This is a genomic window from Rhodobacter sp. NTK016B (assembly GCF_017303295.1).
GTDB lineage: Bacteria > Pseudomonadota > Alphaproteobacteria > Rhodobacterales > Rhodobacteraceae > Pararhodobacter.
On the sequence record NZ_JAFKOK010000015.1, the window covers coordinates 1 to 15,625 of the forward strand.

A 15,625-nucleotide genomic window follows, 5' to 3' on the forward strand; every position below is an offset into this window, starting at 1 on the left:
TCGGGGTGTGAATTTGGCGAAGCCAAAGAGGGGGGCAGACAGCCCCCCTTTGTCGCGTACCGGTTGCCAAGGGGCGCGCCTCAGGCGGCGCTTTCCGAGGCGGGGATCGGGCGCGGCGCACCGGTCAGGCTGCGCCAGGCGTCGTATTGCGACTGGAAGACGCGGCCGTTGAGGTCGTCGAGGAAATGCGTCTTGCCCAGCTTGTCGGTGACCGGCCCCTTCACCTCGGAAAGGTGCAGGCCAATGCCCAGATCCTTGAGCCTTGTGTTGATCGCCTCAAGGCTTTCGAGCGCCGAATAGTCGATCTCGTTCACGGCCGAGCACATCAGCACCACATTGCGGATGGGCTGTCCGGTTGCCAGCCGGTCCTGGATCAGGTCTTCGAGGAAGCGGGCATTCACGAAATACAGGCTTTCATCCACGCGCAGCGTCAGAAGGTCCTCATGCGTTTCGACCTTGTGGCGGTTGATATTGCGGAAATGCTGGGTGCCGGGGACCAGACCGACCTCGGCCACATGCGGCTTCGACGTCTTGTAGAGATGCAGGCCCACCGACAGGATCACGCCCGCCGAAACGCCGGTCTCGACGCCGAAACCCAGCGTCAGCAGGATCGTTGCCGCGACCGCGAAGAAATCCGCTTTCGAATAGCCCCAGGTTTTTTTCAGGATCGAGAAATCCACCAGCGACAGCACCGCGACGATGATCGTCGCCGCCAGCGTGGCCTTGGGCAGGAAGAACACCAAGGGCGTCAGCGCCACCGCCGCGATGGCCAGACCCACGGCGGTGTATGCCCCCGCCGCCGGCGTTTCGGCGCCCGCGTCGAAATTCACCACCGAGCGGGCGAAGCCGCCGGTTACCGGATAGCCGCCGGTGAAGGCCGCGCCGATATTCGCCGCGCCAAGGCCGATCAGTTCCTGATCGGGGTTGATGCGTTGGCGCTTCTTCGCGGCCAGTGTCTGCGCGACCGAAATCGACTCGACGAAGCCGATCACCGAGATCAGTAGCGCGGGCACGAAGAGCTGGCCCAGCAGATCGGTCGAGAAGGACGGCATGGTCAGCGGCGGCAGCGATTGCGGGACCTCGCCCACGACGGCCACGCCGCGCCCCGACAGCCCCAGCGCCCAGGTCGCCAAGGTGGTCACGAAGACCGCCGCGACCGGGCCCGCCTTGGTCAGCACATCGGCCATTTTCGGACCCAGCCCCAGCGCCCGCAGGCGCGGCTTGAGCCCCTTGCGCACCCAGAACAGGAACGCCGTGGCTGACACGCCGATCACCAGCGTGATGACATTCGTATCGCCCAGATGCGCGATCAGGGTCTCGATCACTTCGACCAGCGTGTGCCCGCTCGCCTGCACGCCGAGGATGTGCTTGAGCTGGCTCGCCGCGATCAGGATGCCCGAGGCCGTGATGAAGCCCGCAATCACCGGATGCGACAGGAAATTCGCCAGAAATCCAAGCTTGAACACCCCCATGACCAAAAGCATCGCACCCGACAGGAAGGCCAGCGTCAGCGCTGCCAGCGCGTAGCCCATCGTGCCGGTTTCGGCGATGTTGCCCACGGCGGCGGCTGTCATCAGCGACACGACCGCGACCGGCCCCACGGCCAAGGCGCGCGAGGTGCCGAAGATCGCGTAAAGCAGGATCGGCGCGATCGAGGCATAGATCCCGGCTTCGGGCGGCAGGCCCGCGAGCAGTGCATAGGCCAGCGATTGCGGGATCAGCATGATCGTCACGATCACCGCAGCGATCATGTCGTTGGAAAAGGCCTCGCGGTTATAGCGGCGGCCCCAGTCCAGAACGGGCAGGTATTTCGACAGTTTCACGGACATCTCAGGCGTCTTTCAACAGGTCAGGGTGGCACCGGGCAGGGGGGATAACCCGGCGCCTTCGGGATCACGAGGTCTTGGCGGTCACCTTCTCGGGTGTGGCCATCCATTCCTTGCCGCGCAGCATGCCTTTCCAGTAAATCGGCGGCAGCAGCTTTTCCTTCAGCAGCCACGCCGCGCGGCTGGGCTTGGTGCCATCGAGCAGCAGCTTCGGGAAGCTCGGCAACAGCGCCCCGCCATAGCCGAATTCCGCCAGCACGATCTTGCCGCGTTCGACCGTCAGCGGGCAAGAGCCATAGCCATTGTACAGGGCCGAGGGCGAGCGCCCGTCGATATCGTCGGCCACGTTTTGTGCCACCACGGGAGCCTGCATCCGTGCCGCCGCCGCCGTCTTGGCGTTGGGGGCGTTCATCACGTCGCCCAGCGACCAGATGTTGTCATAGCTCTTGTGGCGCAGCGTCGCCTGATCGACATCGACCCATCCCGCCGCATCCGCCAAGGGCGAGACGCGAATGAAATCGGGTGCCACCTGCGGCGGGACGACATGGATCATATCGAACGCCATCGTCACTTCGGTGGGCTCGGTCTCGGGCTTCGAGACCTTGAAGGTCGCGGTCTTGCCCGGCCCGTCGATGGCCACGAGGTTATGGAAGAAATTCAGGTTGATGCCGTATTTCTCGACGTATTTTTCCAGCGCCGGAACGTAATCCTTCACGCCGAACAGCACACCACCCGCATTGTTGAAGTGGATATCCATGTCCTTGAGAACGCCGCGCTTCAGCCACGCATCGGCCGACAGGTACATCGCCTTTTGCGGCGCGCCCGCGCATTTGATCGGCATCGGCGGCTGGGTGAAGATCGCCCGTCCGCCGCGCATCCCTTGCACCAGCTCCCACGTATAAGGCGCCAGATCATAGCGGTAATTCGAGGTCACGCCATTGCGGCCCAGCGTCTCGACCAGCCCGTCGATCTTGGCCCAGTCCAGCTTCAGGCCCGGGGTGACGATCAAACGGGTGTATTTCACCACCCGGCAGCCATCGAGGATCACGGCGTTATTCGCAGGCTCGAAGGCGGCGACTGCGGATTTCAGCCAATGCACGCCGTGCGGGATCAGGCTGCCCATCACCCGCGCGGTGTCCTGCGGCTCGAAAATGCCGCCGCCGACCATGGTCCAGCCGGGCTGGTAATAGTGGATATCGGCAGGATCGATCAGCGCGATCTCCAGATCCGGTTTGCGCGCCTTGAGCGAGGCCGCGACCGAGATCCCACCCGCACCGGCGCCCACGATCACCACGTCATACTGCGCGTCGCCGGTATCGGTGGGCGTCTTGCCGCCATTGGCGATGCGCCGCGCCACGCCGTTCATGTCATAGCCCGCCGCTTTCGTCGCCGCGAGGATCTCGGGCAGGGGCCGGCTTTTCGCTTCGCTCAGCGCCCAGAGCGTGGCCGACCGCGTGCCGGTCCGGCAATAGCCCAGCACCGGGCCGGGCATTTCGCGCAGCGCCTGTGCCATGGCTTCGGCATCCGCGTCGCGCACAAGACCGGGGGTGACGGGGACATAGCGCGCCTCCATCCCCTGCGCGCGCGCAGCGGCCTCGATCTCGTCAAAGCTGGGCTGGTCGGCGCCTTCGCCATCGGGGCGGTTGCAAATGATCGCGCGAAAGCCCTGTGCCTTCGCCTCGGCCACATCGGCCACGCTGATCTGGGGCGAGACCGACAGGGCCTCGGTAAGGGGTTTCGGATCCATGATGTCCTCCTTGGCCGGTCTCCGGCGCGGGCCGGAAGGGCGGGGTGCGGGCGCTGTTGCGCGGTTCGGGCTGAGTCTCGAACGAAACAACAAATTCGAACTTTTGAATACATTATGACGGCAGCGGATGCAAGCCGGAAAGACACATCGCCGATCCGGCATTGCCGGCGCATGAAAAAAGGGTTGCCGCTTTCGCGCAACCCTTTGTTTTTTCGATAATGCGTTAGGGCGCCTTGTCAGGGGGCGCCGGCGTCACGCGTGCGGAAAGACGCGCCCGTCGAACAGTTTCCGCGCCGTCCGCAACGTCCCGGCCCCGGTGACCTGCCCGTCCTCGCCGGTTTCGATCAACACCTCGGCGGCGCCCGTCGGATGCTCGATCAGGTAGCGCCCGTCTTCGGGGATCGCCGCCAGTTTCGCCGCCGGAGACCCGTCCAGCGTACAGGCCGTCGCCACGCTCACCGCCGCGAAAACCCCGATCGAGGCATGCGCGCGATGCGGGATGAACGAGCGGGTGTTGAGCGCGCCACCGGATTGCGGAGCGGAAACCAGCGTCATCTTCGGCACGGATTTCTCCGTGACATCGCCCAGATTCATCATCGGCCCGACCTTGAGCCGGATCGCCTCGATCCGCTTCTTGAGCTCGGCGTCGCCCTCCAGCTCTTCGCGGCTCTCCTGACCGGTCTTTCCAAACGCTTCGGCGGCCATGATCACGCACGGCATCCCGTTATCGATCAGCGTGCAATCGACGCCGTCCACCACGTCCACCACATTGCCCGACGGCAGCAACGCGCCGCACATCGAGCCCGCGATATTCTGGAACATCAGCGGCACCGGCGCATGCTGACCCGGCACCCCATCGATACTGGCCTCGCCCGCATAGGTCACGCGCCCGCCCGGCGTCTGCACCACGGCTTTCGCGACCTCGCCGGTATTGAGCATATGGATGCGCACCGGCGTTTCTTCGCCCGCGACCGCGACCAGCCCGCGTTCGACGGCTGCCGGGCCGACGCCCGCCAGGATATTGCCGCAGGCTTGCGCGTCGGACACCAGCGCCTGATCGACGAAGACCTGCAGGAACAGGTAATCCACATCCGCGTCCTCGCGCGTCGAGGGGCCCAGGATCGCCACTTTCGAGGTCAGCGGATCCGCCCCGCCGATCCCGTCAATCTGGCGCGCATCGGGCGAGCCCATGATCGCGAGCAACAGGGCGTCACGCGCGGCTACGTCCGAAGGCATGTCCGTGGCCAGAAAATACGCCCCTTTCGAGGTGCCACCCCGCATCCAGAGACAGGGAAGGCCGTCGACAACCGGATCGCTCATCTTTGTTCCTCAAATATCCTCGGGGGGATTTTCAAGGGGGGCAGACAGCCCCCCTTGAAGCGGGGGTGCGGGGGCGGCAGCCCCCGCTGGTCCCGGAAGCCGGGGGCGTTAGCCCCCAACCGCCTCAAATGTATTTCAGGCCTTTTTCTTCCAGCCGGGGACGCATGTTGTAGATATCGAGCCCCAGCTCGCCCGCCGCCAGCTTCACGCGCTTGGCTTCCTCGGCATCGAGCCGCTTTTGCGCCGCGGCTTGCACCTCGGCGGCCTTCGCGCGCGGCACCACGACCACGCCGTCGTCATCGGCGATCACCACGTCGCCCGGGTTCACCATCGCGCCCGCGCAGACGATCGGGATGTTGACCGAGCCCAGCGTCTCTTTGACCGTGCCCTGCGCCGAGACATGCGTCGACCAGACGCCGAAGCCCATCTGCCGCAGGTCACGCGTATCGCGCACGCCCGCATCGATGATCAGCGCCTTGCAGCCGCGCGCCATGGCGCTGGTCGCCAGCAGGTCGCCGAAATAGCCCATGTCGCAGGGCGAGGTCGGCGCCAGCACCATCACGTCGCCCTCTTGCAGCTGTTCGATGGCGACATGGATCATCCAGTTGTCGCCGGGCGCGGCCGAGATCGTCACGGCCGAGCCGGCGATCGTCAGGTCCTGCTGGATCGGGCGCATCTGCGCCTGCATCAGGCCGGTGCGGCCCTGTGCCTCGTGCACGGTGGCGACGCCCGCCTTGCCCAAGGCCTCGATGACCGCCTTGTCGGCGCGGTCGATATTCTGGACGACGACTGCCATATCCAGATCCCCTTTCGTATGAATCGAACAGGCTGCGGGCGCCGGTTTCAGCCCCCGCAGCCTCCGGTGTCAGTGGCTCAGAGTTCGTCGACCGTGCGCGGGAAGATCGACTCGAAGCCCTCGGCGTATTTGCAGTCGCGACCGCCCGACATGCCGCCCGAATTGCGCTTGAAGTGGTTGGCGCGCTGCTGGGCCACGCGGGTATAATATTCCCACAGGTGGACCTGGCCGTTCATGGCCTCCATCGCGGCTTTCTTCTTTTCCCAGACCGGCGTGATATCGAGGAACACAGAGGGCTTCCAGCCCATCTGTTCAGTCTGGTGCGGCTCGAACAGGTAGACCTGCGGCGCGCCCAGCACTTTCTCGCCCGGATTGTGACCCCAGGCCTGCGCCGTGGCGCGGCATTCCAGCACGATCTGCGTGGTGTTCATGTGGTCCGAATTGTACGGGTCCCAGCGCGAATGCGACATCATGAAGGACGGCTGCACGTCGCGCATGACCTGCACCAGCTTCATGCGGTCGTCGCGGGTGAAGTCCATCGGGTAATCGCCCAGATCGAATTCGACGAGGTCATGGACCCCCAGCGCCTTGGCGGCTGCTTCGGCCTCGGCCTTGCGGATCGACTTCACCTCGTCGAGGGTCTTGCCCTCTTTCCACAGCCGGGCGCTTTCGCCGCGTTCGCCGTAGGACAGGCAGGCGACGGTCACGTTGTAGCCCATCTCGGCATGCAGGGCGATGGCGCCGCCGCAGCGCCAGACGAAGTCGGCGGCATGGGCGCTGACGATGAGCGCGGTTTTCTTCTCGGTCATATCGGTTCCTCCAGAACTGCGCGGAATGTGCGGATCCGGCGCGGAAATGTCCAATCCGAAAGCCGTGCCGTCGCATAAGGGTGTGCTATAACGCCCCTCGCAGGCAAGAAGGGAATCATCATGGACAAGCTGGCATTCATCGGCTTCGGCGAGGCCGGGCGCGCTTTTGCGGGCAGCATCGCGCGGGGCAGTCTCGACAGCGTCTCGGGCTTCGATCTGCGCCCCCTTGCTCAGGAGATGTCGGCGCTCGATGTCCGTCACGCCGATACGCGGGCCGGGGCCTTGGCGGGGGCCGGGGCCGTGTGGTGCCTCGTCACCGCCGACCGGGCCGAGGAGGCCGCGCGCGACTGCGCGGCGGATCTGCCCGAAGGCGCGTTCTGGTTCGACGGCAATTCCTGCTCGCCCGGTGCGAAGGCGCGCTCAGCCGCAGTGATCGAGGCGGCGGGCGGGCGCTATGTCGACGTGGCGATCATGGCGCCGGTGCATCCGTTGCAGGCCCGCGTGCCGCTTCTGGTGGCCGGGCCGCATGCCGAAGACGCCGACACCGCCTTGCGCGCGCTGGGGATGCAGCCCGGCGTGGTGGGCGACAGGGTCGGGCAGGCTTCGACCATCAAGATGATGCGCTCGGTGATGATCAAGGGGATCGAGGCGCTGACCGCCGAATGCCTGCTGGGCGCGCGGCTTGCCGGTGTCGATGAGCGCGTGCTTGCGTCGCTGCAGAAAAGCGATCCGGGTTTCGACTGGACCGAGCGCTCGGCCTATAACTTCGAGCGAATGGCGGTGCATGGCAATCGCCGCAGCGCCGAGATGCGCGAGGTCGCGAAAACGCTGGCCGAGCTGGGCCTGCCCGACCGCATGGCCAGCGCCACGGCCGACTGGCAGGCGCAGATCGGCGCACTGGGCGTTGCGATGGGCGTTGCGGTGGATGAGGGCTTCGGACCGCGCGCCGACGCGCTGCTGGCGGCGCTCAACAAAGCGTCCGACAGGTGACACCCAGCCTGCGCCATCTGCGGGTGTTTCTGGCAGTGCTGGACCGGCGTTCGATCACGGCGGCGGCGCGGGCCTGCAATGTCTCGCAGCCCGCCGCCTCGCAGGCGATGGCGCGGCTTGAGGCCGAGGCGGGCATGGCGCTGATCCATCACGGACGCGACGGCTCGGGCCCGACCGAGGCGGGCGCGCTGTTCGGGCGCCGGGTGCGGCGGGCGCTGGGGCGGCTCGATCTGTCGCTGGCGGGGGTGGCGCCCCGGCTGGTGCTGACCGCGACGCGGGCGCAGCTTCAGGCGCTGATCGCGGTGCGCGACGCGCAGAACTTCACGCTGGCCGCGCAGCGTCTGGGGTTGGCGCAGCCCACGGTGCACCGGGCCGTATCGCAGCTGGAATCCGAAGCCGCGCGCCCGCTTTTTCTGCGCAGCGGCAAGCGGATGGAACCCACCCGCGCGGCGCAGCTTCTGGCCGACGCGGCGCGGCTGTGTTTTTCCGAGCTGGAACAGGCCGCCGCCGAACTGGGCGATCTGGCCGGGCGCGAGGCGGGGCAGATCGTCATCGGGGCGATGCCGCTGTCGCGCTCAAGCGTGCTGCCGCGCGTGATCGCCGATTTTCGCGCCAAGCGCCCGCGCATCCCGCTGCGCATCATGGACGGCCCCTATGACGACCTGTTGTCGGGGCTCCGGCGGGGCGAGATTGACCTTTTGATCGGGGCGCTGCGCCAGCCCGCGCCGGTGCCCGAAGTGGTCGAAGAGAGGCTTTTCACCGATGATCTGGTTCTTGTGGTGCGGCCCGGTCATCCGCTTGTGGCCGGGCGGCCCGACGTGGCGGCCATCGCGCGCTATCCGTGGATCGTGCCCCGCGCCGACACGCCCGCGCGCGCGCAATTCGACCATGCGCTGGTCCAGCTGGGCGGCGCGGATGTCCCGCGCCCGGCGATGATCGAGTGCGGCTCGGCGGTGCTGATGCGCGAATTGCTGGCGCTGAGCGATCATATCGGCTGTATCAGCCGCCTTCAGGCGAGCGCCGAGATCGCCTTGGGCGCGCTGGCGCCGCTCGACGTGGCGCTGCCTGATACCACGCGGGCCATCGGTGTCACCACGCGCGCCGACTGGCTGCCGACCGCCGCGCAGGCGCAGTTCATGGACAGCCTCAGGCGGCTGGGTATGGCGCGTTGACTGCTGCCCCGACGCTCAGAATCGGCGGTTATAGCCGATGGCGAGGATCTCGATGCCCGGATTGCTGCTGCCGAGGCCCGCGTTGCTCATATGGTCGAGCGTCAGGTCGATGCTCGACATCGCGTCGAAGCGATAGCCGATCCCGATCAGCGTGCGGAACTCGATGCTGTGGCCCAGAGCGGTGCCGCCGGCCGAGTAATACCCCGGCATGAAGCTGCCCTGCGCGTACCAGTTGGCGCCCAGATCATATTCCAGCGCGTAGCCCGCACCGATCCAGCCGTCGCCGTCATCCGACACCCGCAGCGCCCCGGCCCAGCCGCCGGACCAGTTGCCCGAGGCGAAGCTGTCGGGCGCGTGGTATTCCAGCGTGGCGAAGATCGTGCCTTCGGACGGGCCGCGCATGCTGCTGCCGACCGAGAAATCGAGGCTCTGCGCCACAGCGGGGGCGGCAAACAGGCTGGCAAGCGCGGTAGCGGCGGCAAAGCGGCGGGCGGTCCGGGGGGAAAGGGGCATCGGCATGGCGGGTCTCACGGCTGGCCGGATCGTCGCGCGGGGCGACGCCGGCAATGGAAAAGCCCGACGACACGCCGGACGGTCCCGACTTCTGTGCCGCTCTGTCCGCCGGGGGTCAAGACACGAGCCCGTCAAGGCGCCAAGCCCAAGCCCGCGCGCGTCCAATTTGCAACGGCGTGAAAACGACAAGGCGGGGCCTGTCGAAGACCCCGCCATCGCCCTGTCGGAAGGCCGATCAGCCCAGCGGCGCGTCGGCGCGGGCGATACAGAGCGCAAGCTGCGCGGGCGCCTGCGCGATGAAATAGGCGGCCTCGGGCGTGTCGGCGATGCGCACCGACATCCATGCCTGCAGCGCGACCCAGCCCGCGCGCATCACCGCGTCGGCCATGCCTGCCTGCCGGGTACGGTCGGTTTCGGCCATGGCGCGGGTCATGAAGGCCGCGAAATCCTCGATCACCTGCGCCTGAGCGGGGTGATCGGCGCATTCGGCGCGCGCGCGGTCGAGGAACACGCCAAGCCCCTTGCCGCCATCGCCCAGCGTCTGGCGCAGGAAGAAATCCTGCCCCTGCATGCCGGTCGTGCCTTCGTAGATCGCGAAGACGCGGCTGTCGCGCAGGGATTGTTCCAGCGGGTAATCCTTGGTGAAGCCCGAACCGCCGAGCACCATGATCGCCTTGCCCGCCGTATCGAAGCCCAGCTCGGCGCCGAAATTCTTGATCAGCGGCAGCATCCACGCATTGAGGCGGCGCAGGTCGTCGTCTTCGGCTGACAGATCGGCCGAGGTCGCGGCCTCCAGCATCGCCAGCCGGTAGAGGTCGATGGCAGATTTCAGGTCGATAAGCTGACGGCGCACATCGGGATGGTTGATGATCGCGACCGGCGGCTCTTTGGGATTACCGCCCTGCATCCGATCCTGCGCATGGGTGGCGGCGACATCGTAGCATTTCAGCGCCGTGCCCAGCCCCTGACAGGCGACCGTCAGGCGCATGTGGCGGATCATCGTGAAAAGCTGGGCCAGACCACGCCCTTCCTCGCCGATGAGCTTGCCCTCGGCCCTGTCGAATTGCAGCGCGCAGGTGGGCGAGCCGTGCAGACCCATCTTTTCCTCGATCCGCTCGCAGGTGACACCGGGGCCGCGCTCGACCAGAAACAGCGACAGGCCGCGCGTGCCCGGCTCGGTGCCGGTGCGCGCCAGCAGGCAATGGCCAATGCGCTCGCGCAGGTCATGGTCGCCGAAGCTGATCCAGATCTTTTGCCCGCTGATCCGCCACGTCTCGCCGTCCTTTTCGGCCCGCGTGCGGATGCGCCCCACATCCGAGCCCGCGCCGGGTTCGGAAATGCAGATCGTCGCGCAGCGCTCGCCCGCGATCATCGCCGGGACCCAGTCGTCGCGGATCTCGGGCGCGGCCCATTCGGTCAGCAACAGCGCCGCCGAGCGGGTGCCGCCCACCGCCATCATGAAAGCCGGTGCTGCGCGTTCGAAGAGCGGGTTGGCGGCTGCGAACAGGCTCAGCGGCATTCCCATGCCGCCGAATTCCTCGGCCTGTTCCAGCCCCATCCAGCCGCCCTCGGCCACGGCGTCGAAGGCCGCGTGATAGACCTCGGGCACGCGGACCTTGCCGCCCTCGTGCACCGCGCCGATACGGTCGGCGGGGATGTCCACGGGGGCCACCACGCTTTCGGCGACCTTGGCCGCTTCGGACATGATCGAGCTCAGGGTCTCGTCGTCGATCGCGCCGCGTACGCGCGCCCAGTTGGGCGTGCGGTTGAGGGCATCGATCATCGCATCGGCATCGGATTGGTAAGTCACATCAGGCTCGGCAGGTAAAGAACGATAGCAGGGAAGGCGATGGTCAAGAACACGACAACCAGATCGGCAGCCAGGAACGGCACCACGCCGCGGAAGATTTGCGCCACGGTCGCGTATTTCGCGGCGACGTTTCGGATGACAAAGACGTTCATGCCAACGGGCGGCGTGATCATCCCCACCTCGAGCAGCTTGACCAGCAGCACGCCGAACCAGACGAGGTCGATGCCTTCCTGACGGAAGATCGGCAGCAGCACCGGCAGCGTGACCATCATTGCGCCGAACGGCTCCATGAACATGCCGAGGACCAGATAGATCGCCACCACGATCAGCATGAGCTGCCAGTATTCCAGCTCGGCCCCGGCGACGAAGTTCGACAGGAAGCCCGACAGGCCGGTCATGCCCAGAAAACGGGTGAACATGGCCGCGCCAATGCCGATGATGAACAGCGAGGCCGAGGTCTGCAGCGTCTCGATCATCGAGGTTCGGAAGATCGGGAAGGTCAGGCGCTTCGTGGCAAGGCCGATGACCAGCGCCCCCAGCGCGCCCACGGCGCCCGCTTCGGTCGCGGTGAAGAAACCCGAGAACAGCCCGCCGAACACGACCAGCATCAGCAGCAGCACGGGCCAGATCTTCAGCACGGCCTTGCGGGTGTCAATATCGTCAGCATCCAGCGGACGCGGCGGCGCGATGTCCGGGCGCAGCCAGCAGGTCAGCAGCACGATGATCGAATAGCTGATCGCCGTGATGACGCCGATGGTGATGCCGCCGACGAAGACCTTTGTGATCGAGGTCTCCGCGAAGACGCCGTAGACGATCATCAGGATCGAAGGCGGGATCAGCGCGCCGATCGTACCGCCCGCGGCAATCGCGCCCGAGGCAAAGCTGGGCGAATAGCCCGAACGCACCATTTCCGGGATCGCGATGCGACCCATGGCGGCGGCGGTTGCCAGCGATGAGCCGCAGACCGCGGCAAAGCCCGAACAGGCGAAGATCGAACTGATCGCCAGCGCGCCGGGCACCCGGCGCAAGACGGCCTTGGCCGCTTCGAACAGCCCCGCCGTGAGACCGGCATGATAACTGATGAAGCCCATCAGCAGGAACATCGGCACGGCCGACAGGGTCCAGTTGGCGATGAAGCTGAAGGGCGTGTTGGCGACGATGCCGATGGCGGGGGTCAGGCCCAGCATCCAGGCGACGCCGCCAAAGGACACGCCGATCAGCGCGATGGCCACCGGCACGCGAAGCGCCAGCAAGACGAAAAGGGCGGCGACGCCGACAAAACCGACGGTGATACTCATGCTTCAGAATCCTTGACGCGCGGATCGCGGATCGGGGAAATCAACCGGATAAAGACGACCAGCGCGGCAAGCCCGAAGCCAAGCGGCGGGATCCAGTAGGCGGGCCATGTCAGCACGCGCGTCTGGTTGGCCATCAGGAAGCTGCCCCGCGCCATGTTCGTCAGCGCGGTCTGCAGCGTGACCCAGGCAAGGACGGCATAGACCAGCGTGGTGATCAGCGCGACGATCCGGTCCGAGATGCGGCGGGTGCGTGGGCTGAGAAAGCCGTCAATGAACTCGACCGAGATCATGCCGCCCGATTTCTCGACCCAGGCGAGGGGGATGAAGGCGAGCGAGACCATGTAGTAATGCGTGACCACCTCGAAAGTGGCGGGGATCGGGCGGTTAAAGATGTTGCGCAGCGTGATGTCCAAGGCGACATGCGCCATCAAGGCCAGCGTCGCGACCGCACCAAGAAACGCCAGCAACGCCAGCGCCGAGTCTTGGATTTGTTCCAGACGGTTCATCGGGGATCTCCGCAGAACGGATAAAGGGCTCTGCACGGATGATGGCAGAAAGCGGCCGCCGGGCGCGCGGGGCGCCCGGCGGCCACGGTGAGCTTACTGGCCGTAGGTCGAGAAATCGACGTTCGCCCAGACTTCGTCATAGACGCGCTGCGCCATCGCTTCGGGCTCGTTGTTCACCTCGTTGGCGACGCCTTCCCAGTAGCTGTACAGCTCTTGGAAGCGGGCGACGCGGTCGGCGGCGTCTTCGATGCCATAGCGCTCGACCGAGACCTCGGCCGCGGTTTCGGCTTCGGTCGCCACGAAGTCCTGAACCGCCGCCACGAATTCCGGGCTGGCTTCGTGCAAGTTGATGCCCGCTTCGCGCGCTGCGGCTTCGGCCTCTTCCGGCATCGAGCGGCCCCAGCGGTCGGTGAAGTCGGCATTCGCGCGGTTGGCCGCACGCGCCATGGCTTCACGGTCTTCCAGCGACAGGCTGGCCCAGGTGACGCCCGAAGTGTGGAAGTTCGAGGTCGCCTGATACAGGCCCAGCGGCAGGAAGGTCACGTCGGTGATGACGTCGACCAGACGGAACGAGATCAGGTCGGCGATCGAGGCCATCGAGCCGTCGACGACGCCCTGGCTCACGGCTTCGAACGTGTCGTTGACCGAGATCTGAGCGGGCACAGCGCCGAAATGCTCGGCGAAACGGGCCCAGGGCGCACCACCCGACCGCAGACGCAGGCCGTTCAGGTCCTCGACCGAGAGCACCGGACGGGTCGAGAGGATCTCGTAGACGTCCGAGGCGCCCGACCCCAGATAGACGAAGCCGAAATCGGTCATCTCTTGCTGGCAGGGCTCGCATTCGACCATGAACTGGGTCATCGCAGCCGCCGCCGCCTGGCTGTTGCCCGAGGTGAGCGACAGCTCACCGGCGAGCGACATGTAGGGCAGTTCGGCGGGGAAATAGAGCGGAAGGAAGTTGCCGACTTCGGCGACCTGGCTGAGCAGGGCGTCCTTCATCTGGCCGAGATTCACGACTTCCGGGCCCAGCATCTGGGTGCCGAGACGGCCATCCGATTCCTCGGGCAGGTATTCGGCGAAGTTGGTGTAGAGCACGCCGTTCGCCGGGTGGGCGGGCGGAGCGGCGGGCGCGATACGCAGGACACGGTCCTGCGCGGCGGCGCTGAACGCGATGACGGACGCGGCGAGCGTCAGGCCAGCGATTCGGGTCAGTTTCATGTGTCTTCCTCCTCTGAACACCCTTGGTGCCGGTTTCGGGATCTTGGGGCCCCGGTCCGTGCGTTTCAGGACAAGCGGGTGCAGCCTGTCCGTTCTGGTGCCGCGCCGCGCGGGGGCTGACCCGGTGCGGGGGATCCGGCGTCTCATTGCCGCCGGATCCGCGGCATGTTCCTCGTCCTCAATTGCCGCGCCTCCGGTAACGGCAACACGCAGCGGGGCGCGTCAGGCCTGTCACTCCTTCCCGGAGGCAAACGGCAAGCTCGTTACATATCCAGCAGCCGGCGTGCGTTTTCCTTCAGGATCAGCGGCTTGACCTCTTCCTTGAAATCGGCCTTGTCGAAATCCGACAGCCAGCGATCGGGCGTGATGGCGGGCCAGTCCGACCCGAAGAGCATCTTCTTGCGCAGCATCGAATTGGCGTATTGCACAAGGATCTTCGGGAAGTATTTCGGCGCCCAGCCCGACAGGTCGATATAGACGTTGGGCTTGTGCATCGCGACCGACAGCGCCTCTTCCTGCCACGGGAACGAAGGGTGGGCGGCGATGATCTTCAGATCGGGGAAATCGACCGCGACATCGTCGAGATACATCGGGTTCGAGTATTTCAGCCGCATACCCATGCCGCCGCGCATCCCAGAGCCGACGCCCGTCTGGCCGGTATGGAACAGCGCGATGGCGCCTTCGTCCTGAATGGCCTCGTACATTTCGTAGGCCATGCGGTCGTTGGGATAGAAGCCTTGGAAGGTCGGGTGAAACTTGAAGCCCCGGATGCCGAAATCGCGGACCATGCGGCGCACTTCGCGCACGCCCATCTTGCCCTTGTGCGGGTCGATCGAGGCGAAGGGGATCAGGATGTCGTCATTGGCCGCCGCGATCTCGGCGACTTCCTCGTTATGGTAGCGCCGGAAGCCGGTTTCGCGCTCGGCATCGACGGGGAAGATCACCGCCGCTATCTTGCGCTCGCGGTAATACTGCGCCGTTTCCTCGATGGTCGGCAGCATCCCTTCGACCCCGGCGGGATTCTTGAAATACCGCGCCATGCCCGCCTGGAACTCGTTATAACCGTCGTCGCGGCAGGTGTCGCAGGGTTCCTCGGCATGGGTGTGGATGTCGATGGCGACGATTTCGTCCATGTTCACGGGCATTCGGGAGCCTCTTGAAAATTGAGTTTGCTGAGAAGGGCCAGCAGCGTGGCCATTTCGGCGTCGTTCAGGCCAACGCGTTCGGCCCTGTGTACCGCAAGAAAGCGTTCGCGGTAACGGTTCAGATAGTCGCGCCCGGTCTCGGTCAGGTAGAGCTGGATCGAGCGGCGATCCTCGGGGGGCACGCGGCGTTCGACGAACTCCTCGCGCACCAGCCTTTGGATCAGTTTGGTCATATGGGCGGGCTTGATGTTCAGCGTGCGCCCCACCGATCCCTGTTTCAACCCCGGATTGAGGTCCAGCACCCAAAGCAGCGTCAACTCGCCGGGGCGGACTTCGGTGTCCTGAAATTCCCGGAAGAACTGATCGTAGGCCCGGGTCTGGCACATCCGCAGCATGAACCCCACCGAGCTGGTGAGCGCACCAAGGGCGACAGGCTCATCCGTGCTTGGGCCGGTGGGGAAGGGGGCGTTCACGC

Annotated in this window: 14 protein-coding genes; 2 read left to right on the plus strand and 12 right to left on the minus strand. The window is 66.0% G+C overall.

Annotated features, from left to right (window positions below; genetic code table 11):
- Positions 1–80: 80 nt before the first annotated feature.
- The 5 genes from JI664_RS18375 to JI664_RS18395 all read right to left on the minus strand — a co-directional run bounded on the left by JI664_RS18375 (position 81) and on the right by JI664_RS18395 (position 6,498).
- Complete coding sequence (locus JI664_RS18375) at positions 81–1,829, minus strand: SulP family inorganic anion transporter (protein ID WP_207015234.1); 1,749 nt, start codon at positions 1,827–1,829, stop codon at positions 81–83.
- A gap of 64 nt (positions 1,830–1,893) precedes the next feature.
- Positions 1,894–3,573: a bifunctional protein tyrosine phosphatase family protein/NAD(P)/FAD-dependent oxidoreductase gene (locus tag JI664_RS18380; RefSeq protein WP_207015235.1), complete on the minus strand. Its 1,680-nt coding sequence runs from the start codon at positions 3,571–3,573 to the stop codon at positions 1,894–1,896.
- 252 nt (positions 3,574–3,825) lie between these two features.
- On the minus strand, positions 3,826–4,893 hold the full coding sequence (locus JI664_RS18385; protein ID WP_207015236.1) for a 4-oxalomesaconate tautomerase: 1,068 nt from the start codon (positions 4,891–4,893) through the stop codon (positions 3,826–3,828).
- A gap of 124 nt (positions 4,894–5,017) precedes the next feature.
- Positions 5,018–5,689 (minus strand): 4-carboxy-4-hydroxy-2-oxoadipate aldolase/oxaloacetate decarboxylase, encoded by a 672-nt coding sequence (locus JI664_RS18390; RefSeq protein ID WP_207015237.1) that lies wholly within the window; start codon positions 5,687–5,689, stop codon positions 5,018–5,020.
- 77 nt (positions 5,690–5,766) lie between these two features.
- Positions 5,767–6,498, minus strand: coding sequence for a PIG-L deacetylase family protein (locus tag JI664_RS18395; protein WP_207015238.1), 732 nt, complete (start codon positions 6,496–6,498; stop codon positions 5,767–5,769).
- 120 nt (positions 6,499–6,618) lie between these two features.
- Between JI664_RS18395 and JI664_RS18400 the strand changes: the two genes are divergently transcribed.
- On the plus strand, positions 6,619–7,488 hold the full coding sequence (locus tag JI664_RS18400; RefSeq protein ID WP_207015239.1) for a DUF1932 domain-containing protein: 870 nt from the start codon (positions 6,619–6,621) through the stop codon (positions 7,486–7,488).
- Positions 7,485–8,660: a LysR family transcriptional regulator gene (locus JI664_RS18405; protein WP_207015240.1), complete on the plus strand. Its 1,176-nt coding sequence runs from the start codon at positions 7,485–7,487 to the stop codon at positions 8,658–8,660. The genes JI664_RS18400 and JI664_RS18405 overlap by 4 nt, the downstream gene beginning before the upstream one ends.
- A gap of 15 nt (positions 8,661–8,675) precedes the next feature.
- On the opposite strand, the gene JI664_RS18410 is transcribed toward JI664_RS18405, so the two are convergent.
- The 7 genes from JI664_RS18410 to JI664_RS18440 form a co-directional block, all read right to left on the minus strand.
- Complete coding sequence (locus JI664_RS18410; protein WP_207015241.1) at positions 8,676–9,179, minus strand: acyloxyacyl hydrolase; 504 nt, start codon at positions 9,177–9,179, stop codon at positions 8,676–8,678.
- Between the two features lie 229 nt (positions 9,180–9,408).
- Entirely contained in the window at positions 9,409–10,983 is a 1,575-nt protein-coding gene (locus tag JI664_RS18415) for an acyl-CoA dehydrogenase family protein (RefSeq protein WP_207015242.1), read from the minus strand.
- Positions 10,980–12,281: a TRAP transporter large permease gene (locus tag JI664_RS18420; RefSeq protein WP_207015243.1), complete on the minus strand. Its 1,302-nt coding sequence runs from the start codon at positions 12,279–12,281 to the stop codon at positions 10,980–10,982. Before JI664_RS18420 ends, JI664_RS18415 begins: the two co-directional genes overlap by 4 nt.
- Positions 12,278–12,787 (minus strand): TRAP transporter small permease, encoded by a 510-nt coding sequence (locus tag JI664_RS18425; RefSeq protein WP_207015244.1) that lies wholly within the window; start codon positions 12,785–12,787, stop codon positions 12,278–12,280. Before JI664_RS18425 ends, JI664_RS18420 begins: the two co-directional genes overlap by 4 nt.
- A 93-nt stretch (positions 12,788–12,880) precedes the next feature.
- Positions 12,881–14,005, minus strand: coding sequence for a TRAP transporter substrate-binding protein DctP (gene dctP, locus JI664_RS18430; protein ID WP_207015245.1), 1,125 nt, complete (start codon positions 14,003–14,005; stop codon positions 12,881–12,883).
- A gap of 263 nt (positions 14,006–14,268) precedes the next feature.
- Positions 14,269–15,150, minus strand: a complete 882-nt coding sequence (locus JI664_RS18435) for an amidohydrolase family protein (protein WP_211201742.1) — start codon at positions 15,148–15,150, stop codon at positions 14,269–14,271.
- Entirely contained in the window at positions 15,141–15,623 is a 483-nt protein-coding gene (locus tag JI664_RS18440) for a MarR family winged helix-turn-helix transcriptional regulator (protein WP_207015246.1), read from the minus strand. Before JI664_RS18440 ends, JI664_RS18435 begins: the two co-directional genes overlap by 10 nt.
- Between the last annotated feature and the right edge of the window lie 2 nt (positions 15,624–15,625).